General features: G+C 65.8%; 13 protein-coding genes. 8 read left to right on the top strand and 5 right to left on the bottom strand.

All coding sequences use genetic code 11. From position 1 onward, the window contains the following. Nucleotides 1-122: 122 nt before the first annotated feature. Complete coding sequence (locus BMX78_RS07690; protein ID WP_091418341.1) at nt 123-680, top strand: hypothetical protein; 558 nt, start codon at nt 123-125, stop codon at nt 678-680. A gap of 95 nt (nt 681-775) precedes the next feature. Here the strand turns inward: BMX78_RS07690 and BMX78_RS07685 are convergent, their stop codons facing one another. Beyond that, entirely contained in the window at nt 776-2212 is a 1437-nt protein-coding gene (locus BMX78_RS07685) for a dicarboxylate/amino acid:cation symporter (protein ID WP_170850731.1), read from the bottom strand. A 258-nt stretch (nt 2213-2470) separates the two neighbouring features. Then, a complete protein-coding gene (locus tag BMX78_RS07680; protein ID WP_091418338.1) occupies nt 2471-2908 on the bottom strand; it encodes a winged helix-turn-helix transcriptional regulator in 438 nt (145 codons plus the stop codon). Nucleotides 2909-3070: 162 nt separating this feature from the next. On the opposite strand from BMX78_RS07680, the gene BMX78_RS07675 reads away from it, so the two are divergent. Further along, entirely contained in the window at nt 3071-3748 is a 678-nt protein-coding gene (locus BMX78_RS07675) for an FMN-dependent NADH-azoreductase (protein WP_091418336.1), read from the top strand. Between the two features lie 91 nt (nt 3749-3839). Here the strand turns inward: BMX78_RS07675 and BMX78_RS07670 are convergent, their stop codons facing one another. From BMX78_RS07670 to BMX78_RS07660, 3 genes are all read right to left on the bottom strand, one after another. Beyond that, nucleotides 3840-5522 carry a DUF885 domain-containing protein gene (locus BMX78_RS07670; protein WP_091418335.1) on the bottom strand — a complete coding sequence of 561 codons (1683 nt, stop codon included), beginning with the start codon at nt 5520-5522 and terminating at the stop codon, nt 3840-3842. Between the two features lie 61 nt (nt 5523-5583). Then, nucleotides 5584-5805 carry an acyl-CoA carboxylase subunit epsilon gene (locus tag BMX78_RS07665; RefSeq protein WP_091418333.1) on the bottom strand — a complete coding sequence of 74 codons (222 nt, stop codon included), beginning with the start codon at nt 5803-5805 and terminating at the stop codon, nt 5584-5586. Between the two features lie 65 nt (nt 5806-5870). Then, a complete protein-coding gene (locus BMX78_RS07660; protein ID WP_091418331.1) occupies nt 5871-7454 on the bottom strand; it encodes an acyl-CoA carboxylase subunit beta in 1584 nt (527 codons plus the stop codon). Between the two features lie 221 nt (nt 7455-7675). On the opposite strand from BMX78_RS07660, the gene BMX78_RS07655 reads away from it, so the two are divergent. The 6 genes from BMX78_RS07655 (at nt 7676) to BMX78_RS07630 (ending at nt 23806) form a co-directional block, all read left to right on the top strand. Then, nucleotides 7676-8575 carry an SDR family oxidoreductase gene (locus BMX78_RS07655; RefSeq protein WP_091418330.1) on the top strand — a complete coding sequence of 300 codons (900 nt, stop codon included), beginning with the start codon at nt 7676-7678 and terminating at the stop codon, nt 8573-8575. A 48-nt stretch (nt 8576-8623) separates the two neighbouring features. Further along, the gene (locus BMX78_RS07650; protein ID WP_091418328.1) at nt 8624-9532 is read left to right on the top strand and encodes a biotin--[acetyl-CoA-carboxylase] ligase; all 909 of its coding nucleotides are present in this window, start codon (nt 8624-8626) and stop codon (nt 9530-9532) included. Beyond that, on the top strand, nt 9525-10124 hold the full coding sequence (locus BMX78_RS07645) for a PH domain-containing protein (protein ID WP_091418327.1): 600 nt from the start codon (nt 9525-9527) through the stop codon (nt 10122-10124). Before BMX78_RS07650 ends, BMX78_RS07645 begins: the two co-directional genes overlap by 8 nt. Next, complete coding sequence (locus BMX78_RS07640; protein ID WP_091418325.1) at nt 10114-11238, top strand: adenylate/guanylate cyclase domain-containing protein; 1125 nt, start codon at nt 10114-10116, stop codon at nt 11236-11238. The genes BMX78_RS07645 and BMX78_RS07640 overlap by 11 nt, the downstream gene beginning before the upstream one ends. Before the next feature lie 131 nt (nt 11239-11369). After that, entirely contained in the window at nt 11370-17543 is a 6174-nt protein-coding gene (locus BMX78_RS07635) for an Ig-like domain-containing protein (protein ID WP_286138844.1), read from the top strand. Between the two features lie 155 nt (nt 17544-17698). Continuing rightward, the gene (locus BMX78_RS07630; RefSeq protein WP_091418323.1) at nt 17699-23806 is read left to right on the top strand and encodes an Ig-like domain-containing protein; all 6108 of its coding nucleotides are present in this window, start codon (nt 17699-17701) and stop codon (nt 23804-23806) included. Nucleotides 23807-23859: the final 53 nt, after the last annotated feature.

Genomic DNA, 23859 nt, shown 5'->3' with positions numbered 1-23859 from the left:
ATTCACAGGAAGATGAAAGGTTCCGAACAGCTGTTCCAGAACTGGCCTGGCGATGCTTGGAATGTCCCGGGAGGGATGAACCATCAGCAGCCGTTACTGACGGCAGATCCAGGAGACAAAGAATGTCACGCACAAAGAAAATGACCCTTGGCTTGTCAGCCGCGGCGCTGGCCCTCGGCGCCGGAATCGGTGTTGCCGGCATGGCCTCCGCCACCACCACACCAACCCCCGCTCCCAGCGTCAGCTCCAGTGCCTCAGCCGACGGAAGCACCAGCACCGCGCCCGGCAGCATGGGCAAGCACGGCGGACGCGGCGGTGAGCGGGGCGTAGCCCAGGCATCCGCGCTCGCGGCGAAGCTCGGCGTGGAGGAGGCCAAGGTAACGGAGGCGCTCCAGGCCTTCCGTGAGGCCAACAAGCCTTCCTCCCCGCCCGCCGATGGCGAGAGGCCTGACCCGGCCACCCGTGATGCTGCCTTGGCCAAGGCCTTGTCGGAGTCCCTCGGCATCGAGGAATCCAAGGTGACCGCTGCGCTGGACGAACTCCGCACCGAGAAGCAGGCGGAACGGGCTGCGGCGCTGAAGTCGAGGCTTGACCAGGCCGTGACGGACGGAAAGCTGACGCAGGCCGAAGCGGACGCCGTCACCAAGGCTGTACAGAATGGTGTCATCGGTGGCCACTGAGCCTGGGGCTTAAATACAGAAGAAGTCCCCGGGAGATTTCCCGGGGACTTCTTCTCACTGCCAGTTGTTTACTGCCAGTGGTGAGCAGAGGCCCCTTAGGCCTTCGCGTCCGCCAGCTCACGCGACGTGGTGTCGGTGGAGGTTCCGTCGGACGGGGCGGCTGCGGTGTCAACAGAGTCGTCAACAAACGGCGTGCCGTTGCGGGGTGCGTTGTACAGCTGCTCGTCCAGGATGCCCTGGCGCTTGGCGACGATGGTGGGCACCAGCGCCTGTCCGGCCACGTTTACGGCGGTGCGGCCCATGTCCAGGATGGGATCGATGGCCAGCAGGAGGCCGACGCCGGCCAGCGGCAGTCCCAGCGTGGAGAGGGTCAGCGTCAGCATCACCACAGCGCCGGTGGTTCCGGCGGTTGCGGCCGAGCCCAGGACGGACACCAGGGCGATCAGCAGGTACTGGCTGAAGTCCAGCTGGATGCCGAAGAACTGGGCCACGAAGATCGCCGAGATGGCGGGGTAGATGGCTGCGCAGCCGTCCATCTTGGTGGTGGCGCCCAGCGGCACGGCGAAGGAGGCGTAGGCGCGGGGGACACCCAGGCTGCGCTCGGTGACACGCTGGGTCAGCGGGAGGGTTCCCACCGAGGAGCGGGACACAAAGGCCAGCTGGACGGCCGGCCATACGCCGGAGAAGTACTGCTTGACGGACAGGCCGTGGCTGCGGACCAGGATGGGGTAGACCGCGAAGATGACCAGGGCCAGGCCCACGTAGATGGCGAAGGTGAACTTGCCCAGGGAGCCGATGGTGTCCCAGCCGTAGACTGCGACGGCGTTGCCGATGAGGCCGACGGTACCAAGCGGTGCGATGCGGATGATCCACCACAGGACCTTCTGGATGACAGCCAGTGCGGAGGCGTTCAGGTTCAGGAACGGTTCGGCAGCCTTGCCCACCTTGAGCGCGGCAACGCCGACGGCGATGGCGATCACCAGGATCTGGAGCACGTTGAAGCTCACGGAGGTGGTAACGGCGCCGGATTCGGCAACTGTGGAGCTGGCGCCCAGGCCGAGGAAGTTCTTGGGGAACAGGCCGATGAGGAAGGACCACCAGTCACCGGACTTGCCGGAGTACTTGGCTTCCTCGGTGATGCCGGTGTTGGCGCCGGGCTGCAGCAGCACGCCCAGGCCGATGCCGATCAGCACGGCGATGAGGGAAGTGATGGCGAACCACAGCAGGGTGTTCCAGGCGAGCTTGGCCGCATTGGAGACCTGGCGGAGGTTGGAGATGGAGCTGACGACGGCGGTGAAAATCAGGGGAACCACTGCTGTCTGCAGCAGTGACACATAGCTGGAGCCGATGGTCTGCAGCGTGGCGCCGAGGCCGTTGGGATTGGTCTTGGTGCTGCCGGTGTACTTGGCCAGCAGGCCGAGGCCAAGGCCGACGACCAGGGCGGCAATGATCTGGAAACCGAACGAGCCAGCCCACTTGGGGAGCTGGAAGCCGGTCTTGGCGGATTCTGAGGGGCGGGTTTGAGTGCTCACCCGAATACGCTAAGACCGTGCCGCATATCATGACGAACCAACATTGAGAAATATTACGCGGCCAGAACAGCGCCACGGCATAAGGAACCCCGTCATATCAAGGGTTTTACGGCGTTATGTTACTTATTCCCGGCTCGGATGTGCTTAATGTCTCGCGCCACCGAGGCAGCAGGCCCGACGTGACTGCCTTCCCGCAGCTTGCTCCCCGTCGCAGCGCCAGCCTCTGAAGCTGGCCGGGGTTCCACCGGCGCGGTGCAGTCAGGACAGGTGCAGGCTGCTGTCCTTGCGCTGGTTGAAAGCGGGCCTGGGGCTATCGTGCTCCAGGCGCGACGCCGCGACATCGTCCATGTTTTCCTCGGCCCATTCCTTCATGTCGAAAATGATCTTCAGCAGCGAGCGGCCGCGGGGAGTGAGCTCGTAGTCTGTGCGCACTGGAACGGCGACGGTGACGTGGCGCAGAACCAGGCCATCGCGTTCGAGCGAGCGCAGTGTGGACGTCAGCATTTTCTGGCTGGCCCCGGGAATGCGCTTGCGAAGATCGCTGTGGCGCTGCTGCCCGTCCTCAAGCGCCAGCATCACCAGGGTGACCCACTTGCTGCTGATGGCTTCCAGCAGCTGCCGGGCCGGGCACAGGTCAAGGGAAGCGTTGTAGTGGTCCTGGGCATTCTGGCGTTCTTGTTCGGCCGTGAGAGTCATATCCCCAATACTTTCCTCAACAAGTGGACTGGCGGCCCAGTTTACCGGGCACTTTGAGGTGCCTTAGGCACAAAAAAGTGCGTTCTTACGCGGCGCGGTGGTGTCGGCGAGGATCGATGACGGGGCACAAGCGCCCCGCAGCAAAGCCTCGAAAGGATGCCAATGCCTACCCTCCTCCACGTCAACGCCTCTCCACGCTACGCCAACAGCGACTCCCTGCGGTTGGCCCGACACTTCATCGATGCCGTCCAGACTGCCGGCCCGGAGAGCTTTGAGGTGGAGACGCTGAACCTGTTCGACGACCATGTGCTGCCCGCGTTCGGGCGTGTGGCCGCCGCCGCGAAGATGGCTGTTTTCACAGGCCAGGACCAGACGCCCGAGCAGGTTGCCGCCTGGGAAGCCGCCCGCGCAGTCTTCGACCAGTTCGCTTCGGCTGACGCCTACGTCTTCAACATCCCGATGTGGAACGCCGGCGTCCCCTATGTCCTGAAGCAGTGGATCGATGTCATGACCCAGCCCGGCTGGAGCTTTGGTTTCGACCCCGGGCAGGGCTACCGCGGCTTGCTGGAGGGCAAACACGCCCTCGCGGTCCACACCAGCGGCGTCTACGCTCCGGGTGTCCCGGCAGCCTTCGGCTCGGACTTCAGCAGCACCTTCTTCGCCGACTGGCTGAACTTTGTGGGCATCGAAGACGCCGTGCACGTCCGTTTCGCTCCAACCGTGCTGAACGGGGATGTGGACGGCACCCGCGAGGTTGCCGAGGCTGAACTCCTCGACGCCGCCATCGAGTTTGCCGGCAAGCTCAGCACCGCGGGAACCCTCCAGCTCGTCAACGACTAAGGCGTTCACGGTGCGCATCGGCATGTCGGGTACCGATTCCTGGACCAAGGCGTTTACGTTGAACAGGAAGCCGTGGTCCAGGTGTGTTCGGTCAGAGCAGGGCGCGCCTTAGGGTGTCCAGCCCCACGGAGCCGATGTTCAAAGCCCGGGTGTGGAATTCCTTCAGGTCGAAACCCGGCCGTGCTTCGAGCTCGGCGCGGATCTGTTCCCAGAGGCGCTGGCCCACCTTGTAGGACGGTGCCTGTCCCGGCCAACCAAGGTAACGGGTGAACTCGAAATTGAGCTGGCCTTCGCTGATGGGCAGGTTCTGCTTCAAGAAGTCGTAGCCCTTCTCGGGCGTCCACGTGCCGGAGCCCCACCGTTCGGGGACCTGCAGTTCGAGATGGACGCCGATGTCGAACACCACGCGGGCGGCCCGCATCCGCTGCATGTCCAGCATGCCCATGTGGTCGCCGGGATCATTAAGGTAGCCGAGTTCCTGCATCAGCTTTTCGGCGTAGAGCGCCCAGCCTTCGCCATGGCCGGAGGTCCAGCAGACGTTCCGTCGCCATTTGTTCAGCAGTTCGCGGCGGTACGTTGCAGTGGCCACCTGGAGGTGGTGGCCGGGGACGCCTTCGTGGAAAACGGTGGTGGTTTCGGCCCAGGTGGTGAAGGTGTCCTCGCCCGCTGGGACGGACCACCACATGCGGCCGGGGCGGCTGAAGTCGTCCGACGGGCCTGTGTAATAGATGCCGCCCTCGTCGGTGGGGGCGATAAGGCACTCGAGTTTCTTCATCACGTCCGGGATGTCGAAGTGAACGCCGGCGAGCTCCGCCACGGCCTTGTCCGAGAGCTCCTGCATCCACTCCCGCAGGGCCTCCTTGCCCTTGAGCTGGCGGGCGGGATCGTTGTTGAGGATTTCCTTGGCTTCATCGATGGTGGCACCGGCTTTGATGCTGTGGGCCACCCGTTCCTGCTCGGCGATCAGGCGGTCCAGCTCTTCCACGCCCCAGGCGTACGTTTCCTCCAGGTCCACGGTGGCCCCGAGGAAGGAACGTGAGGCCAGCGCGTAGCGGGACCTTCCCACGGCGTCCTTCTCCGGCGCGGCGGGCAGCAGTTCCCGGCGGAGGAAATCCGCCAACCCTGCGTAGGCGCTCCGGGCGGCGGCAGCACCGGCGTCGAGCTCTTCCTGGATAGCGGCAGGCAGGGGGCCGCCGGCAGTGGATGCTCCCGCGGCAAGCTTGGCGAAGAAGCCGTCCTCCGCCGCATATTTGGTGACCTGCTCGATGACGATCCTGACCTGCCGCGCGGCGGACACCCGGCCGGCGTCCCGGGCCTGTCGGAGAGACTCCATGTACCCGGCGATGGCTGCTGGAACGTTGGCTGCCCGGCCGGCGATGTGCTGCCAGTGCTGCTCCGTCTCCGTGGGCATCAGGTCGAAGATGGCGCGGATGTCCTGGGCGGGGGAGGCGATGTTGTTCAGGTCCGCGTACTCCCAGCCGGACGCGTGGATCAGCAGCTGCAGGCCCAGCCGCTCCCGCATGGCGTCAAGGGTCACGGCGTCCACATCGTCCTCGGGCTCCAGCCCCTCAAGTTCTTCCAGCGTGTGGCGGGCAGCCTCGGCGAATTCCGCGATGCCGGCGGGGGAGAAGTCCTGGTATTCCGTTTCGTGTCCGGGGACGCCAAGGGTGGTGGCGAACGACGGATTAAGCCTGATGAGGGTGTCCGTGTAGTTGTCCGCGACGGCGTCGATGCGGCTTGTCGGGCGGGCGGCAGGTGCGGTGTCTATAGTCACCCCACGACACTAACCGGGCACCCAAGGTTCCGGAAGGAGGCTGGGGTGGGGCGGAGAAGTTTCAGCCGCGGCTGCGCTTCCAGGCCCCGGGGCCGGGCGTGGGGGCGAGCCGAAGCTGCTGCCGGCGCACCCAGTGCCGGACGGACGGCTTGTTGTCGGGCTCCGGTTCGCCGCCACTCAGGGAAAGGACGACGGCGGTCAGTGCCGCCAGTTCCTCGGCCGTAGGCTGGCCCTTGGCAACAGACAGCAGCGGTGCGGCGGGTGCCTCGGCCGCCTCAACCATCGGATCAGGGCCCACGCCCGCAGGGTTCCCTGGCTGAGCTTGCGAAGTTAGGGGGCGGGTGGGGATCACAGCGGGATGTTCCCATGCTTCTTGGTGGGGAGGCTGGCGCGTTTGTCGCGGAGCGCGCGCAGGCCCTTGATGATCTGGGTCCGGGTTTCGGAGGGGGCGATGACGGCGTCAACATAGCCAAGCTGGGCTGCCTGGTACGGGTTCAGCAGCTCTTCCTCGTACTGGCGGATGACCTCGGCGCGCCGGGCTTCGACGTCTCCGCCGGCCTCGGCAACGGACGCCAGATCGCGGCGGTAGAGGATGTTGACGGCACCCTGGGCGCCCATCACGCCGATCTGCGCGGTGGGCCAGGCGAGGTTCAGGTCAGCGCCCAGTTTCTTGGAACCCATCACAATGTAGGCGCCGCCGTAGGCCTTGCGGGTGATCACGGTGAGCTTGGGGACGGTGGCCTCGGCGTAGGCGTACAGGAGTTTGGCGCCGCGGCGGATGATGCCCTGGAACTCCTGGTCCTTGCCGGGCAGGAAGCCGGGAACGTCCACCAGGGTGATGATGGGGATGTTGAAGGCATCGCAGTGGCGGACAAAGCGCGCAGCCTTTTCCGACGCTGCGATGTCCAGGGTCCCGGCGAACTGCAGGGGCTGGTTGGCCACGATGCCCACCGTGTGGCCCTCCACCCGGCCGTAGCCGATCATCACATTGGGGGCGTACAGGGACTGCATCTCCAGGAAGTGGCCGTCGTCCACGATCTGCTCCACCACGCTGCGCATGTCATAGGGCTGGTTGGCCGAATCGGGGATGAGCGTGTCCAAGGCGAGGTCGTCGTCGTCGATCTCCAGCTCCTGCTGGTGCTCCAGGACAGGTGCCTCGGAAAGGTTGTTTGACGGCAGGAAGTCCAGCAGTTCGCGGACGAACTCGATGGCATCGGCTTCATCCGAGGCCAGGTAGGTGGAGGTTCCGGTGGTGGCATTGTGCTGGCGGGCACCGCCGAGCGTCTCCATGTCCACGTCCTCGCCGGTGACCGTCTTGATGACGTCCGGGCCGGTAATGAACATGTGCGAGGTCTTGTCCACCATCACCACGTAGTCGGTGAGGGCGGGGGAGTAGGCGGCGCCGCCGGCGGAAGGGCCCATGATCAGGGAAATCTGCGGGACCACGCCTGAGGCGTGGACGTTGTTGCGGAAGATGTCGGCAAACATGGCCAGTGAGGCGACACCCTCCTGGATACGTGCGCCGCCGCCGTCCAGGATGCCCACCACGGGGCAGCCGTTGCGGATCGCGAACTCCTGGACCTTGACGATCTTCTCGCCGTTGACCTGGCTCAGGGAGCCGCCGTAGACGGAGAAGTCCTGGCTGTAGACCGCCACGGGACGGCCGTCCACGGTGCCGTAACCCGAAACCAGGCCGTCACCCAGGGGTTTCTTCTTCTCCATGCCGAACGCGGTGGAGCGGTGGACCGCCAGGGCGTCGAACTCAACAAACGAGTCGTCGTCCAGCAGGAGGCTGATGCGCTCGCGGGCGGTGTTCTTGCCGCGGGCGTGCTGCTTCTCGATAGCTTCGGGGCCGGAGGGCTGTTCGGCACGGGCCTGGCGGTCGCGGAAATCGGCGATCTTTCCCGCTGTCGTTGTCAGATCGTGGCTCATCAAATATCTCCGGCTCTGTAGCAGATTGGTCCAGTGGCGCTGTTGTTGCTGGCTGGTCTGTTGCGGGAGTTAAGTAGCATCCACACAAAAAACGAACCCTGCTGGCTAGTCTAGTGACGCTTCTGGCGGCGGCTGCTGTAGAAAACCTACAATTTTCTGCCGTGCCGCAGCCCGCCGCGATAAGTTACTCGCCGGTAACATAAGTGGGTTAGAGTGGCTCCATGACTTTGAGCAACGACGCTTCGGACTCTCCGGCTACTCCCTACCAAGCCAGCGGATCCCTGCGGGGACGCACCCTTTTGATCTCCGGCGGAAGCCGCGGAATCGGGCTCGCCATCGCCGTGCGCGCCGCGCAGGACGGTGCCAACATCGTGCTGATGGCCAAGACCGGCGAGCCGCACCCCAAGCTTGCCGGCACGGTCTACACCGCCGCAGAAGAGCTGGTGGCTGCCGGCGGCCAGGCGCTTCCCCTGGTGGGTGACGTTCGGAACGACGACGACGTGGCGCGCGCTGTCTCAGCTGCCGTGGACCGCTTTGGCGGCATCGACGTCGTTATTAACAATGCTTCCGCCATCGACCTGTCCCGCACTGATGCGGTGGACATGAAAAGGTACGACCTCATGCAGGACATCAATGTCCGCGGGACGTTCCTGCTGTCCAAGCTGGCCCTGCCCGCCCTGCGCGCCTCCGCCGCCGGCCAGATCCTGACCCTCTCGCCGCCGCTGAACCTTGACCCGCATTGGGCCGGCAAGCACCTGGCCTACACCATGGCCAAATACGGAATGAGCCTGACTACGTTGGGGCTGGCGGAAGAGCTGAAGGCGGATGGAATCCGGGTCAACTCACTGTGGCCCTGCACCTTGATCGACACCGCGGCAATCCGGAATATGCCCCACGGCGACCAGATGGTCCAGGCGGCGCGTGGGCCACAGATCATGGCCGATGCCGCCCACGCCGTCCTCACCGGCGCCAACCTCGCGGCCGGCGGCGCGGCCAGCGGCGCGGCCAGCGGCAATTTCTACACGGATGAGGAAGTCCTGGCGGCGGCAGGAGTATCGGACTTCCGTCCCTACAGCCTGGGTGCCCCGGAGGACCGGCTCGTAGCGGACATCTTCCTGTAGGGCGGGAACGGGCGCGGCCGGCACAGGTTGGCTCTGTAGGATTTAGCTATGGATGACGCACACACCCCCGGTACGCCCCTGAACCGGAGGGACCTGGCGGACGAGCGCTTCCTGTCCGCCACCGGCATCCCCCGGCTTGACGTGGTGGACTCCACCGGATCCACCAACGCCGACCTCCTCCGGTCAGTCACCGTTGAGCCTGCAGGCTGGCCAGACCTCTCCGTGCTCACCGCTGAGTACCAGACGGCTGCGCGGGGCCGGCTCGACAGGCACTGGGAAGCCCCGCCCCTGAGCTCCATCTCAGTTTCGGTGGTCCTTCGCCCGGCCAACGCCGAAGGCCGCCCGCTGCCCACGCAAAGCTACTCCTGGTTGTCGCTGATCGCGGCACTCGCGCTCCGTGAAACACTCCTCGAAACGGCCGGCGTCCCTGCCGAACTCAAATGGCCCAACGATGTCCTGGTCAGGGGGAAGAAGATCGCCGGCATCCTGGCCCAACTGGGACCCATGGTGGACGGCTCCGTGCCGCCGGTCATCCTGGGCACAGGCCTCAACGTCACACTCACCGCCAGTGAACTGCCTGTTCCCACCGCCACCTCGGTGGTGCTGGAGGGCGCCCGCACGGCGGACAGGACAGTGCTACTGAAAAGCTACCTGTCAAACTTCTCCGTGCTCTACCGCAGCTTCTGCAATGCCGACGGCGACCCGGCGGCAGGGATGGCGGGCGGCCCGTCCCTGCACAAGCGGGTAGAGGCAGTGATGGTCACCTTGGGCAAGCAGGTCCGGGCGCAGCTTCCAGGGGATCACGAGATCATCGGCCACGCATCCAGGCTTGACGAATACGGTTCCCTGCTGGTGGTTGACCGGGACGCGCGTGAACACGTGGTCACCGCCGGGGACGTGGTGCATCTGCGGCCGTGGACTTCCCCCGACGCTTCCGGCCAAGGCGGTTATGCGTAAAGACCTCCTGCCGGGCGAGCAGGTCATTGTGACCACCCGCCCGCAGCCGCGGCGGCTCGCCGGCGCCGGGGTTGCGTTTATCCTCGCGCCGGCGGTTGCGGCCTTTTGTTCCGCCTGGCTGATCCGCGGCGGGGCGGCGCGGGCCGTGCCCGCGCTCTCCGGCCGCTGGACACCGTGGCTGGTGGGCGGCTGCGTCCTTGCCGCAGCCGCGGTGTGGCTGGGCTTCTGCCTGCCCCGGCTTTTGCGCTGGCAAAGCACCCGGTACACGCTCACCAGCAGGAGGCTGGTGGCCAGGTCCGGTATGTGGAAGCGGCGTGACCAGCAGGTGAACCTGGCCTCGGTCCGCAACCTCACTGTCCATGAATCGGTCCTGCAACGCCTCTTCCGCTCGGGGAATATATCCTTGGAAGCCGGATATCAGTCAGTGGTGACGTTCCCGGACGTGCCGGAGGTGGCCAGGTTCCGGGACTTCATCCTCGATGCCATCGAGGACCTGCCGGACGGGCAGGATGTCCAGCCGGACGGGTCAACGGATGACCCTGACGAAGCTTTGCCGTGGGAAATGAGAGAAGGTGGACGGGATGAACGATGAGGACCAGCAGGAACGTGTCGGGTCCGTCGCGCCCGCTCCGGAGGCGGACGCCCATCCTCCCACCGGCACCATGTCCGCCGAGCGGCTGGCCATGAAAGCCCTCGAGGCCCGGCTCCTGGGCGGGGAACGCAAGCTCCGCCGTCGTGAAGTCGCTGCCGGCGCGGGGCTGTCCCTGCTCTCTGCACGCAAATTGTGGCGCGCCCTGGGTTTTCCCAACTTCGGGGACGAGGACGTGGCGTTCACCGAGCGCGACCAGGCGGCCCTGTCCACCGTGGTGGATCTGGTCCGTTCGGGCAAGCTGACGGAGGAAGCGGCCATTTCCGTCACGCGCTCCATCGGGCAGATGACGGACCGCATGGTGGTCTGGCAGATCGAGGCACTGGTGGAGGACATGGTGCACGAGCAGGGCGTCAGCGACGCCGTGGCCCGCAAGCGCCTGGTGAACGAACTTCCCGCCCTGGTGGACGCCCTCGAGGAAGTCCTGGTCTACTCCTGGCGGCGCCAGCTCAACGCCGGCGTCCAGCGGTTGGCGGTCCGCGCCGAGGCCGGCCTGCAGGCAAGCGAAGAAGGCCGCGACGGCGACGAGGACGATGCCCCGCTGCCCCTGGCACGCGCCGTCGGCTTCGCTGACCTGGTCTCTTACACCAGCCTGTCCCGGCGGATGAACGAGAAAACACTGGCCCGCCTGGTGCAGCGCTTCGAGAACAAGTGCGCGGAAATCATTTCCGTGGGCGGCGGCCGGCTGGTCAAGACCGTGGGCGACGAAGTGCTTTACATTGCGGAAACGCCCGCTGCCGGAGCGGAAATTTCGCTGGCACTGGCCCATGCCTTCACCGAGGACGAGATCCTTCCAGAGGCCCGGGTGGCCATGGTGTGGGGCAGGATCCTGTCCCGGCTCGGCGACATCTACGGGCCCACCGTCAACCTTGCCGCGCGGCTGACGTCCCTCGCGGATCCGGGAACCGTGCTGGTGGACTCCATGACCGCGTCAGCCTTGGAACAGGATGAACGTTTTGTGATGGTGCCCCAGCCCCCCGAAAACGTCCGCGGCTTCGGCGAAATCCGGCCCGTCCGGCTCACCCGGGGCCTGGGCAAGGGGCTGGTCCTGGACTGACCGGCGGCCTGTAGAAACCGTCCATCCTGACTTTATCCAGTTGATGGTGAATTCCGATATAGTCGGAAGACACCCGGCCACTGCATGCCGGAAACCGGCTCTGCCGAAGCCTTACTGGGGGAAACAACATCGTGAAACTTCGCAGACCTGCGCGCTCAAAAGGGCCGGGAATCTCTGAAGGGCGCTTCCGCTCGCGGCGGCTGGTCAGTGGCGCTGCGTTTGGTGCTGCTGTTGTTGTGGTGGTGACCGGTGCTGTGTTGTATCCGGGGTTTAAGACCACTGAGGTGGATTTGAACGACGGCGGCGTGTGGGTGGTCTCGAAGTCCAAGAACGCGGTGGGCCGGCTGAATTACCCGTCGCGTGTTTTGGATGGTGCTGTGACGCCGGCGTCGACGACGTTCGACATCCTGCAGGATGCGGGGGAGGTGTTTGTTGATGATGAGTCTGGTTCGACGTTGAACCAGGTGTCGCCGGCGAACATGCGCCTGGGCGGGGATAAGCAGTTGCCGGGTGCTGCTGATGTGAGTTTCGGTTCGGACGTGATTTCGGTGACGGATGCTGCGTCGGGCAAGGTGTGGGCGGTGTCGCCGTCGACGGTGAATGGTTTTGATGAGGAGGCCACCGAGCCGGTGCTGGTGGGTTCGGAGGGTACGGTGTCGGCGGTGGGGGCCGATGACCGGATTTACACGGCGGATCCGAAGTCCGGTGTGGTGACGGTGACCGGTGTTGATGCCAACGGTGAAGTCACGTCCTCGGATGCTGAAACCTGGGGGGAGTTGAAGGGCGCCGGGGATCTGCAGATCACTGTGGTGGGGGATCAGCCGGTGGTCCTGGATGCGGCGGCGGGGAAGCTGTTGTTGCCTGGTGGTAAGCGGTTGCAGTTGGAGAACGCGCGGGATGCGAAGTTGCAGCAGACCGGTCCTGGCAGTGATTTTGTTGCCATCTCCACGCCGAAGGCGTTGCTGAAGCAGCCCCTGGACGGTGGTACGGCGAAGACGGTGTCGTTCGGTGGTGAGGGTGTTCCGGCCAGCCCGGTGCAGTTGGGCGGGTGTGTGCATGCGGCGTGGTCGGGGGCGAACAAGTATGTCCGTGACTGCACGAATGATGCTGATGATAAGAACGTGGAGGTGCCGAAGGCGAGTGCGTCGCCGTCGTATGTTTTCCGGGTGAACCGGGACCTGGTGGTCCTGAACGATGTGAACTCCGGGAATGTGTGGCTGGTCAACCAGAACATGCAGCTGGTCAACAACTGGGACGACGTCATCCCGCCGCAGCAGACCTCAGACGACGCCGACAAGGACTCCGCAGACGAGGTGCAGCAGACCGTGCTGCCGGACCGCACCAAACCCAACAGTTCACCCGTGGCCAAACCGGACACCTTCGGGGTGCGCGCCGGAAAGACCACCATCCTCCCGGTGCTGGACAACGACTCCGACCCCGACGGCGACATCCTCACCGTCCGGACCCCTGAACCGCTCCAGTCCGGCCTCCTCTCACCCATCTACGGCGCCACCGGTTTCCAGGTAAACGTCGGCGCCGACAAGACCGGCGCAGAAGGTTTCAAGTACACGGTGGACGACGGCCGGGGGCTTTCCGGCTCCGCCGACGTCACGCTGAACATCATCCCGCCGGGGGAGAACTCCGCCCCGCGGCAGAAACCCAACCGGAACACCACACTGGTGGTGCAGGCGGGCAAGGTGGTCAGCCAGAACATCCTGCCCGACTGGATCGATCCCGACGGCGACGACCTTTTTGTTGTCGGCGCTGCCGGCAGTGATCCCCGCGACCAGGTCAAGATCCGGCCCGACGGGCTGCTCAGCTTCCAGGACTCCGGGTCCGACCCCGGGCGTAAAACCGTCACCGTCACTGTCTCGGACGGACGGTCCACCACCGAGGGTAAGGTCACCGTGGACGTGCGACCGGCCGGCGCACTGCCGCCGATCGCCAACGCGGACCACGTGGTGGCCGTTGCCGGGGTGGACACGGTGATCGCCCCGCTGAAGAACGATTCGGACCCGCAGGGCGGCGCCCTTCGGCTGGCCCAGATCACCCCGGACGGCAACTCCACCGCCGTTATGGGCGCCGACCAGCAAACGTTCACGTTCAACGCCACCGCACCGGGCGCCCACTACATCACCTACCTCGTCACCAACGGACCCGCCAGTGCGCAGCAGCTGGTGCGCGTCGACGTCGTGCCTGGCGGCGGCGACGCGGCCCCGGTCGCAGTCCGTGACACCGCCCTGCTGCCCAGCGGCGGCAGCGTGCTCGTGGACGTTTTGGGCAATGACTCCGACCCCTCCGGAGGAGTGCTGGTGGTCCAGTCGGTGACGGCCGCGGACGGGCTGCCGCTGAGCGTCGCCGTCCTGGACCACTCGGTGGTGCGGATCACCGACCTCCGCGCCCAGGGCCAGCTCAGCGTGAAGTACACCATCTCCAACGGCAAGTCCTCCGCCACCGGCGAAATCTCCGTGCTGGTGGTCCCCGCCCCCGCCAAGCTGCAGGCGCCGCAGGCCAAGCAGGACGAAGCCACCGTCCGCGCCGGCGACGTCGTCACCATTCCCGTGCTGGAAAACGACACGGACCCCAACGGCGGCAAGCTCACCCTGGAACCAGTCCTGGCGCAGACACCGGACACCGCGGACGGCCGGATCTTCACCTCCGGGCAATCAGTGCGTTTCATCGCCGGCGACATGCCCAAGACGGTCTACGCCATCTACAAGGTCACCAACGAATCCGGGCAGTCCGATTCCCAGCAGGTGACCATCCGGATCCGGGCCAGGGACGACCAACTCAACACCCGGCCCGAACCCCGCAACCTGACCGCCCGCGTCGTGGCAGGCATGACAGTCCGCATCCCCGTGCCCTTGGAGGGCGTGGACACCGACGGCGACTCCGTCCAGCTGACCGGCGTGGATAAGGCGCCGGCGATGGGAACGGCAGTGGTCAAGGACGGATACCTCGAATTCACCGCCGCAGGCAACGCCGCCGGCACGGACACTTTCACCTACCGTGTCCGGGACCGGATTGGTGCCGAGAACACAGGCACGGTGATCGTTGGCATAGCACCGCAGGAGACCAACAACCAGAAACCCATCGCCATTGACGACGCCGTGGATGTCCGCCCCGGCCGGAAAATCGCAGTGGACGCACTCACCAACGATTCGGACCCGGACGGCGACCCGGTCAGCCTGGTGTCCAACGGCTTCGAAGCCCGCCCCGAGCTTGCCGTCGAAGCAGCCGACGGCGGCAAAGTACTGCTCACGGCGCCCGCCGCCGCAGGCAACGAAAGCGTCAGCTACAAAATCCAGGACGACAAAAAAGCCCAGACAGGTGCGGTGATCCGCGTCCGGGTCAGCCCCGATGCCGCGTTGAAGATTCCGCTCGCCAAGGATGACGTGGTCACCCAGGCCGAGACGCTGGGCAAGTCCGCGGTGGATGTTCCCGTGCTGAAGAACGACGCCGATCCCGACGGCGTCGCCTCCGAGCTGAAGATCAGCCTCCCTGACGGCAACCCCAACGCCCGTGCCACCGGTGACGGCACAGTCCAGGTCACGCTCGCGCCGGAGGACCAGCTGGTGCCCTACACCGTCACCGATGTTGACGGCCAAAGCGCGACGGCGGTCATCTGGGTTCCCGGGCAGGGCGAACAGCACCCCACCCTGGCCAGGACCGACGTCGTAGAGGTCATGTCCGGCAAGGAGGTCACCCTTGACCTGGCCGACTACGTCCGGGTCCGCAACGGCCGCACACCCCTCATCACCCAGGTGGACAAGGTCCGTGTCCAGGGTGCGGAGCCGGATGACGTGGTGGCCGGGAGCGGCGGCGCCCTCCGTTACGCCGCCCTCAAGGACTATGTGGGACCCGGGTCCCTCACGTTCGAAGTGACTGACGGTACCGGACCGGAGGACCCCGCCGGCCTCAAGTCCACCCTCAGCATCATCACCAAGGTGATTCCGGATCCGAACGCCAACCACGCACCTACCTTCAGCGGTGCCACCCTCGACGTGCCAAAGGGCGAATCCGCCACCCTGGAGCTTGCAAACCTAGCGAAGGACGTGGACTCAGGCGACCAGGAAAAGCTCAAGTACGAAGTCGACGGTTCCTTGCCCGAGGGCTTCACCGCCAGCGTGGACAAAACAACCCTCAAAGTGACTCCGGAATCGGCCAGGGACGCCGGCTGGAAGGGAAGCATCCCGCTCAAAGTCACCGACGGCCGGTCCGAGCCGGTCCGTGCCACGGTGACAGCAACGGTCGTCGCGTCGAACCGGCCGTTGCCGGTGGCTAACGAGGACGTAGTGGACAAAGCCAACGCCGGCAGTTCCGAGACCATCAATGTGCTCGGGAATGACTTCAACCCGTTCCCGGAGACCCCATTGCGGATCACGTCCGCCACCGTGGAAACCGGCTCCGCCGCCGGGCAGCCCGCCGTCGCGGGGGACTCCATCACCGTCACCCCGGCCACTGGTTCCAAAGGCGTGATGGTGGTGCGCTACACCGTGATGGACAAGACTGAGGACGTTTCCCGGCAGACCGACGGCCGGATCCGCATCACCGTCCGCGACCGGCCCGACGCCCCCTCCGCGCCTACGGCAACGGACGTCCGGAGCCGGACGGCCGTGCTCAAGTGGACACCGCCGTCGGACAACGGCGCGGCCATCACCAAGTACACGGTGCGCTCCGGCAACGGCTTCATCCAGGACTGCCCCACCACCACCTGCACGCTGACCGGCCTGACCAACGACGTGAAGTACGTCTTCACCGTCACGGCCACCAACGAAGTCCGGGAATCCGATCCTTCGCCGGTGTCCAACGAGATCCGGCCGGATGAAAAACCGTCCCCGCCGGACGCCCCCACGGTCAAGGCCGGCGACAAGAACATGGAGATCAACTGGGCCCCGGCCAAAACCGAGGGCTCCGCGGTAAAGGCCTACAACCTGGAAATCTCTCCGCCGCCGGCCAACGGGATCGCCGTCAAGAACGGCGTCACGGGACTCAGCTATAACTGGCCCGGCCTGACCAACGGTGTGCGCTACAAGGTCCGCGCCCAGGCCGTCAACGAGCTCGGCCCGTCCGACTGGGGCCAGTACTCCGCTGAGGACAATCCGGCGGGCGTCCCCGCCGCTCCGGCGGCGCCCACATCCTCCGTGGCATCCTCGGTAGGTACGTCCAACCAGCTCAAGGTTGACTGGAGCGAGCCGAACACCAACGGCGACGCCATCAGGAACTACCACGTCACCATGAGCGGCGGCGGCGGCGCGGCCCAGACGCAGGCGGTTGCGGGCACTGTCCGGACCGCCAACTTCACCGCCAACAACTCCGAAGCCTCGTACACCTTTACCGTCCAGGCCGAGAACAAGGCCGGCAAGGGTGCAGTCAGCGCCGCATCGGCTCCGCGCCGGGCCACCGGCAAGCTCGCCCAGGTGACCGGCGTGTCCGCTACCGAAGCCAACACAGGTGGTGCCGGCCGATCCGTCACCATCAACTTCCGGGAGCTCACCGCCGCGGAACGCAACGGCTCAACCTACGCCGAGGTCAGTTACACCTACCGGGCCAGCACCGGCCAGGCCGGGCCCATCAAGCCCGGCCAAACCGTGGGCGGCTTCACCAACGGCACCAGCACCGCCATCACGGTGATCGCCAATTCCGCCGTCGCGCCGAGCTCCGATGCCAGCGCCCCGGCAACCGCGAACCCCTACGGCTGGCCGGGCACACCGTCGGCCTCCGGAACGGACGGCGCCGAAAACCAGAAGAACCTGACGTTGAGCTGGGCCTCGCCCCCCGCCGGAAGCTGGGACATCGCCTATACCCAGATCAGGATCGACGGCGGCAGCTGGGAACGGGTGGCGGCCTCGGGCAGCCGCACGATCAACACCGGCGGCTTCAGCGAGCGGCACTCCATCGAGGTCCAAGGCGTCAACTCGCGCGGCACCGGCGGGCCGCTGGCCTCGGCGTCGGCACAATCAGGTGCGCAGAAGACCCGCTGGACCACACGGCTCAATTCCGGCATGTCCCGCAGTTGCACCGACCTGCCTGGGGCCACCTCCTACGACAACAGCCAGCCGGGAAATTTCACGTGCGACGGACAGGGCGGCACCAACCGCCCCTGGATGGGTGCTGCAGACGTCTTCGACATCATGTGCTGGAAGCCGCACGGCACCTACTACAGCGGGGACGGCCAGTGGTACTACATCATGCGGGGCTCACCCAACCAGACGCGCTGGATCGATTCGAGGCACACCACCATCGGCCCGCCCGCGCAGAGCGGCGTCCCGTTGTGCACCTTCCCGGTAGGAGCGACGCCATAGCCGGGCCGGGCCGGGCAAGGACCCGGCAACGGGGAGGGCTCCCCATCGCGGGGCCGGTAAGGGTTGGGTAGGCTTGCGCCGGGGAAAAGAGAGTCTCATGCCAGTACGCGGACGCGCTGCCGTACGGCCACACAAACTGAGGGAAACGTAACGCTGTGACAAGTCTGCTGGGGAAGCTTGGGCTCAAAACGCGCCATAAGAAGCTCGTGAGTGGTACTGCGTTTGGTGCTGCTGTTGTTGTGGTAGTGACCGGTGCTGTGTTGTATCCGGGGTTTAAGACCACTGAGGTGGATTTGAACGACGGCGGCGTGTGGGTGGTCTCGAAGTCCAAGAATGCTGTGGGCCGGTTGAATTATCCGTCCCGTGTTTTGGATGGTGCTGTGACGCCGGCGTCGACGACGTTTGACATTTTGCAGGATGCGGGGGAGGTGTTTGTTGATGATGAGTCTGGTTCGACGTTGAATCAGGTGTCGCCGGCGAACATGCGTCTGGGCGGGGATAAGCAGTTGCCGGGTGCTGCTGATGTGAGTTTCGGTTCGGACGTGATTTCGGTGACGGATGCTGCGTCGGGCAAGGTGTGGGCGGTGTCGCCGTCGACGGTGAATGGTTTTGATGAGGAGGCCACCGAGCCGGTGCTGGTGGGTTCGGAGGGTACGGTGTCGGCGGTGGGGGCCGATGACCGGGTTTATTCGGCGGATCCGAAGTCCGGTGTGGTGACGGTGACTGGTGTTGATGCCAACGGTGAAGTCACGTCCTCGGATGTTGAAACCTGGGGGGAGTTGAAGGGCGCCGGGGATCTGCAGATCACTGTGGTGGGGGATCAGCCGGTGGTCCTGGATGCGGCGGCGGGGAAGCTGTTGTTGCCTGGTGGTAAGCGGTTGCAGTTGGAGAACGCGCGGGATGCGAAGTTGCAGCAGACCGGTCCTGGCAGTGATTTTGTTGCCATCTCCACGCCGAAGGCGTTGCTGAAGCAGCCCCTGGACGGTGGTACGGCGAAGACGGTGTCGTTCGGTGGTGAGGGTGTTCCGGCCAGCCCGGTGCAGTTGGGCGGGTGTGTTCACGCGGCGTGGTCGGGGGCGAACAAGTACGTCCGTGACTGCGTGAATGATGCTGATGATAAGAACGTGGACGTGCCGAAGGCGAGTGCGTCGCCGTCGTATGTTTTCCGGGTGAACCGGGACCTGGTGGTCCTGAACGATGTGAACTCCGGCAATGTGTGGCTGGTCAACCAGAACATGCAGCTGGTCAACAACTGGGACGACGTTGTTCCACCCAAAAACGAATCCGACGAACAGGACCAGGAATCGGCGGACAACAACACCATCAACGTCCTGCCGGACCGCACCAAACCCAACCGTCCGCCCGAAACCAAGCCCGACGCCGTCGGCGTCCGCCCGGGCCGGACCACCATCCTCAGCGTCCTGGACAATGACTCGGACCCCGACGGCGACGTCCTCACTGCAGCCGTGACTGACTCCGGCCCCAAGGCCGGCACCTTGGAGAAGATCTACGGCGGCACCGCGTTCCAGGTCTCCGTCCCGGCCGACGCGAAACCCGGGACGGAGACGTTCAGCTACAACGCCTCTGACGGCCGCGGCCTCTCCGCCGCAGGGCAGGTGACTCTCAGCGTGGTGGGTCCGGAGGAGAACAAGCCGCCGCAGTTCAAGCGCGGCGATTCCACCACCATGCTGGTGGAACAAGGCAAAACCGTCAGCCAAAACATCCTCACCGACTGGATCGACCCCGACGGCGACGACCTGGTCCTCCTCGACGCCAAGGCAGACAACGAACAGGACCAGGTCAAGGTCCGCCGCGACGGCCTGCTCACATTCCAGGACTCCGGCGCCACCGCCGGGAAAAAGAACGTCGAAGTCACCATCTGGGACGGCCGCGCCACAGTCAGCGGGAAAGTAGTGGTCAACGTCCAGCCCCCGGGAGCCCTGGCGCCGGTGGTCAACGCCGACCACGTCACCGCAGTGGTAGGCCAGGACCTGGTCATCTCGCCGCTGAAGAACGACGTCGACCCCAACGGGGGCGCCCTCCGCCTGGCCCAGGTGGAAGCCAACGGCCCGGCCGAGCTGGGCCCCGTCACCGACGGTGGCACGTTTACCTTCCGCAGCACCACCCCCGGGCCCGTCTACCTCACCTACATCGCCAGTAACGGGCCGCAAAGCAGCCAGGGCCTCATCCGGGTGGACGTGGAATCCGGCGACGACACCGGCAACCCCGTGGCCGTCCACGACGTCGCGCTGATGCCCACGGGCGGAAGCGTGCTGCTGGACCCTCTCGCCAACGACTCCGATCCGTCCGGCGGCGTCCTGGTACTGCAGTCGGTGAAGCTCCCGGAGAATTCCACTGCGTCGGTCAGCGTGATCAACCACAGCGTCCTGCGCATCACGGACATCCTGGGAACCAAGGACCCCATCCTCTTCGAATACACCATGTCCAACGGGAAGAAGCCGGCCACCGGCAGCGTCTCGGTGGTTCCGGTCCCGGCGCCCGCCGTCGTGGAAGCACCCCAGCCCAAGCCGGACGAACTGAATGTCCGGGTCAACGACGTCGTGACCATCCCCGTACTGGATAACGACACCCACCCGCAGGGCCAGGAACTCACGGTCGATCCGGTCCTGCCGCAGGGTGTGGACCCGGCGGACGGGAAAAGCTTCGTCTCGGAGAACACCCTCCGCTTTATCGCCGGCAGCCAGCCCAAGACGGTCCGGGCCATCTACAACGCCGTGGACCCGCAGGGCCAAAAGAGCGCCGCGGCCGTGACCATCCATATCCTGCCGCTGGAAGGCGCCGAGAATTCGCGTCCGCAGCCGCGGAACCTGACGGCACGGGTGGTTGCTGGCGGCACCGTACGGATTCCTGTCCCGCTGGACGGAATCGATCCCGACGGCGACTCGGTCCAGTTGACCGGCATCGACAGCACCCCGGCCATGGGTACCGCCACGGTGGGCAGCAACTTCATCGACTTCACGGCGGCCGGCGACGGCGCCGGTACGGACACGTTCCGCTACAAGGTGGTGGACCGGCAGGGCGCGGTCAACACCGGCACGGTGACTGTCGGGATGGCCCCGCGCGGCGAGGTCAACCAGAAACCCACGCCCGTGGACGACGAAGTCCGGGTCCGGCCAGGCCGGCAGATCGCCGTCGACGCCACCGGAAATGACACCGACCCGGACGGCGACCTCATCCGCATCCTGACCGACGGCATCGAAGCTGATCCGGCACTGCAGGCTACGGTGAGCAAGGCCAGCGGCAGGATCATCCTGCTGGCGCCGGGCGAAGCCGGAACGGTCAACGTACGCTACACCATCGCCGATGACAGGGACGCCTCGGCGCAGGCTGCCATCCGCGTGGTGGTGGACAACGAGGTGCCCCTCAAGGCGCCGATCGCCCGGGACGACAGGGTGACGTCCGCCCAGACCCTGGGAAAGACCGCTGTTGATGTCCCCGTCCTGAAAAACGACGAGGACCCCGACGGCGTGGGCGAAAACCTCAAGATCAGCACCGAGGCCACCACGGCCCGGCCCGGCGCCGAGGGCAACATGGTGGTGGACCTGACCGAGCAGCCGCAACTGATCCCATACACCGTGGAGGACGTGGACGGCCAGCAGTCGACGGCGGTCATCTGGGTCCCGGGCCTGGGACAGCAGGTGCCCACCCTGGCCAAGGACGAAGTCATCGAGGTGATCGCGGGCCAGTCCGTGGACGTTGACCTGGACGAGTGGGTGAAAGTCCGCGAGGGCCGTTCCCCACGGCTGACCCAGGCGGACCGGATCAAACTGATCGGCGCCGACGGCGGCGATCCCGTCACCGGGGACGGCACCGGCCTCAAGTACACGGCAGGCGCCGACTACGTTGGCCCGGGCTCGCTGACCTTCGAAGTGACGGACGGTACCGGCCCGGATGATCCGGCCGGCCTGAAGTCCACGCTCAGTATCCGCACCAAGGTGCTCCCCGATCCCAACAAGAACAACCCGCCAGAGCTCCTGGGCGCCACTGTGGAGGTCCCGAAGGGCGACTCCGCCAGCACCGACCTGGCGAAGCTGACATCGGATCCGGACCGGGACGACGTTGAGAAGATGAAGTACGAACTGGTGGGCGGATCACCAGCGGGTTTCAACGCCAGCATCGACGGCAAGGCCCTGAAAGTCTCCGCGGCGGATTCCAGCGGCACGGGAACCACTGCCGCCGTCCAGGTCAAGGCCCGGGACCCGCGCGGTCTCGAAGCCACGGCCACCTACCAGCTCGCCGTCACCGCCTCGAACCGGCCCAAACCGGTGGCGAACGACGACCTGGAACCCAACGCCGCGGCCGGAAAACCGGTGACTGTCAACGTCCTGGCCAACGACGCCAATCCCTTCCCGGAAACGGCCCTGAAAATTATTGCGGCCGCGACGGAAACCGGTAGCGGCAACGTGGAGGTCAGCGGTGATTCGGTGACCGTGACGCCCGCACCGGGCTTCACCGGAACCATGGTGGTGTCCTACACGGTGGCCGACAAGACGGGGGATTCTTCCCGCCAGGCGACAGCCCGCATCCGGCTCACCGTCAAGGACAAACCGCAGGCGCCCACCACCCCGCAGGCTCAGAGCGTGGGGGACCGGACGGCACTGCTGAACTGGACGGCGCCGGCGGACCGGGGCTCACCCATCACCAAGTACACCGTTTACGGCGAGGGCGGGTTCCTGCAGGACTGCCCCGCCAACACCTGCACCCTCAACGGGCTGGTCAACAACACCAAGTACCACTTCCAGGTGACGGCCACCAACGAGTTCGGCGAGTCTGACCGGTCGCCCGCCTCCGCAGAGGTGCGTCCGGACGTCAAACCCGATACACCGCTGGCGCCGTCGCTGAAGTTCGGCGACAAGGAGCTGTCCATCAACTGGACCGCCCCGGCCAGCAAGGGGTCGCCGGTGAAGTCCTACGACCTGGAAATCTCGCCGGCGCCGCCCGGGCAGAACGCCCAGATCCAGAACCTGACCGCTGTCAGCTACGTCTGGAAAGGCTTGCAGAACGGGGTGTCCTACAAGGTCCGGGTCCTGGCGCGCAATGATGCCAAGGAGCCGTCGGAGTGGAGCCCGTACTCGGCTGCGGAAGTTCCTGCCGGGGTCCCGGCAACTCCTACCGCGCCTACCGCTGCCCAGGCGGGTTCACTGGGTTCGCAGAGCCAGTTGAAGGTCAGTTGGGCTGCGCCCAACAACAACGGTGACGCCGTTTCGGCCTACACCCTGACCACCCTCCGCGGCGGGGCTGTGGTGTCCAGCCAGCAGGTTGCCGGCACCACCCAGAACGTGACGGTGGATAACTCGGAAACCAACTACACGTTTACGGTTTCCGCCACCAACAAGGCGGGAACCAGCGGTACCAGCCCCCAGTCGGCTGCCATCCGGGCAGCAGGCAAGCCCGGCCAGGTCAGCAGCGGAACAGTGGCGGCCACCGGCACCAGCGGCCAGCTGAAGGTAACCTTCACGCCGCTGACCGAAGCCCAGCGGAACGGCTCCACGGCCAGTGAGATCGCCTACAGCTACAACGCCGACGGCAAGAGTGGCGCCATCACCGCAGGCGGGGGAGTGATCGGCGGCATGACCAATGGCCGTGACATCACCGTCACCATCATCGCCACGTCCACCAAGAACAACGTGTCCGGCGATGCCAGCGCTATCGGCACCGGCAACCCCTACGGGCCGCCCAACGCCCCCAACGTTGACGGAAGCACGTCCGCGAAGGGCGATGGCGACGTCCACTGGACCTGGAACAACCCGGCAATGAACGGCCGGCCCCTGAGCCACTTTGAAGTGAGCTACGAGGGCGGCGGCTGGATCAACGTGGGGACAGCCAACCGCTATGACCGGGCAGCGGGCGGATGGGACCAGGTACGGACCCTCCGGGTGCGGGCGGTGACGGTTGACCCCGGTCCTCCTGGCTCAGCGAATTCACGATCCGGTGCCGATCCGACGCCTCCGCCGCCCACCTCCTGGAGCATCACAGCGAGCCCGGTCCGTAGCTGCACCGAACCCCGCAAGGGAACGGACAGCTATGTTGCCGGAAACCCGTCGCAGTGCAACGGCGAGGGCAAGTGGCTCGACGCCGGCGCCGGCGCACAGACGGACCGCTACCAGGTCTGGTACAAGACCTCGAACAACCCCAGCGGCATCTGGTACCACCTGACCTCCGGCATGGCGACCGGCAACTGGATCCGCTGCGATACCAGCAGCCTCGGCTGCAACCCGCCGCCAAACATGCCCAACCGCTAGGCCGGCACCACCGGCGCACCAGCGGGACCGGTACTCCCGGTCCCGCACCACAA

It is taken from the genome of Arthrobacter sp. OV608, assembly GCA_900110595.1.
Classification (GTDB): domain Bacteria; phylum Actinomycetota; class Actinomycetes; order Actinomycetales; family Micrococcaceae; genus Arthrobacter.
Note: the sequence above shows the minus strand (reverse complement) of the source record. Positions and strands in the feature narration are given on the sequence as shown.

Excerpts from the sequence above, each read along its gene's own strand:
- BMX78_RS07690 (WP_091418341.1), top strand. The coding sequence starts at position 123 with ATGTCACGCACAAAGAAAATGACCCTTGGCTTGTCAGCCGCGGCGCTG.
- BMX78_RS07680 (WP_091418338.1), bottom strand. The coding sequence starts at position 2,908 with ATGACTCTCACGGCCGAACAAGAACGCCAGAATGCCCAGGACCACTAC.
- BMX78_RS07675 (WP_091418336.1), top strand. The coding sequence starts at position 3,071 with ATGCCTACCCTCCTCCACGTCAACGCCTCTCCACGCTACGCCAACAGC.
- BMX78_RS07665 (WP_091418333.1), bottom strand. The coding sequence starts at position 5,805 with ATGGTTGAGGCGGCCGAGGCACCCGCCGCACCGCTGCTGTCTGTTGCC.
- BMX78_RS07660 (WP_091418331.1), bottom strand. The coding sequence starts at position 7,454 with ATGAGCCACGATCTGACAACGACAGCGGGAAAGATCGCCGATTTCCGC.
- BMX78_RS07655 (WP_091418330.1), top strand. The coding sequence starts at position 7,676 with ATGACTTTGAGCAACGACGCTTCGGACTCTCCGGCTACTCCCTACCAA.
- BMX78_RS07650 (WP_091418328.1), top strand. The coding sequence starts at position 8,624 with ATGGATGACGCACACACCCCCGGTACGCCCCTGAACCGGAGGGACCTG.
- BMX78_RS07645 (WP_091418327.1), top strand. The coding sequence starts at position 9,525 with ATGCGTAAAGACCTCCTGCCGGGCGAGCAGGTCATTGTGACCACCCGC.
- BMX78_RS07640 (WP_091418325.1), top strand. The coding sequence starts at position 10,114 with ATGAACGATGAGGACCAGCAGGAACGTGTCGGGTCCGTCGCGCCCGCT.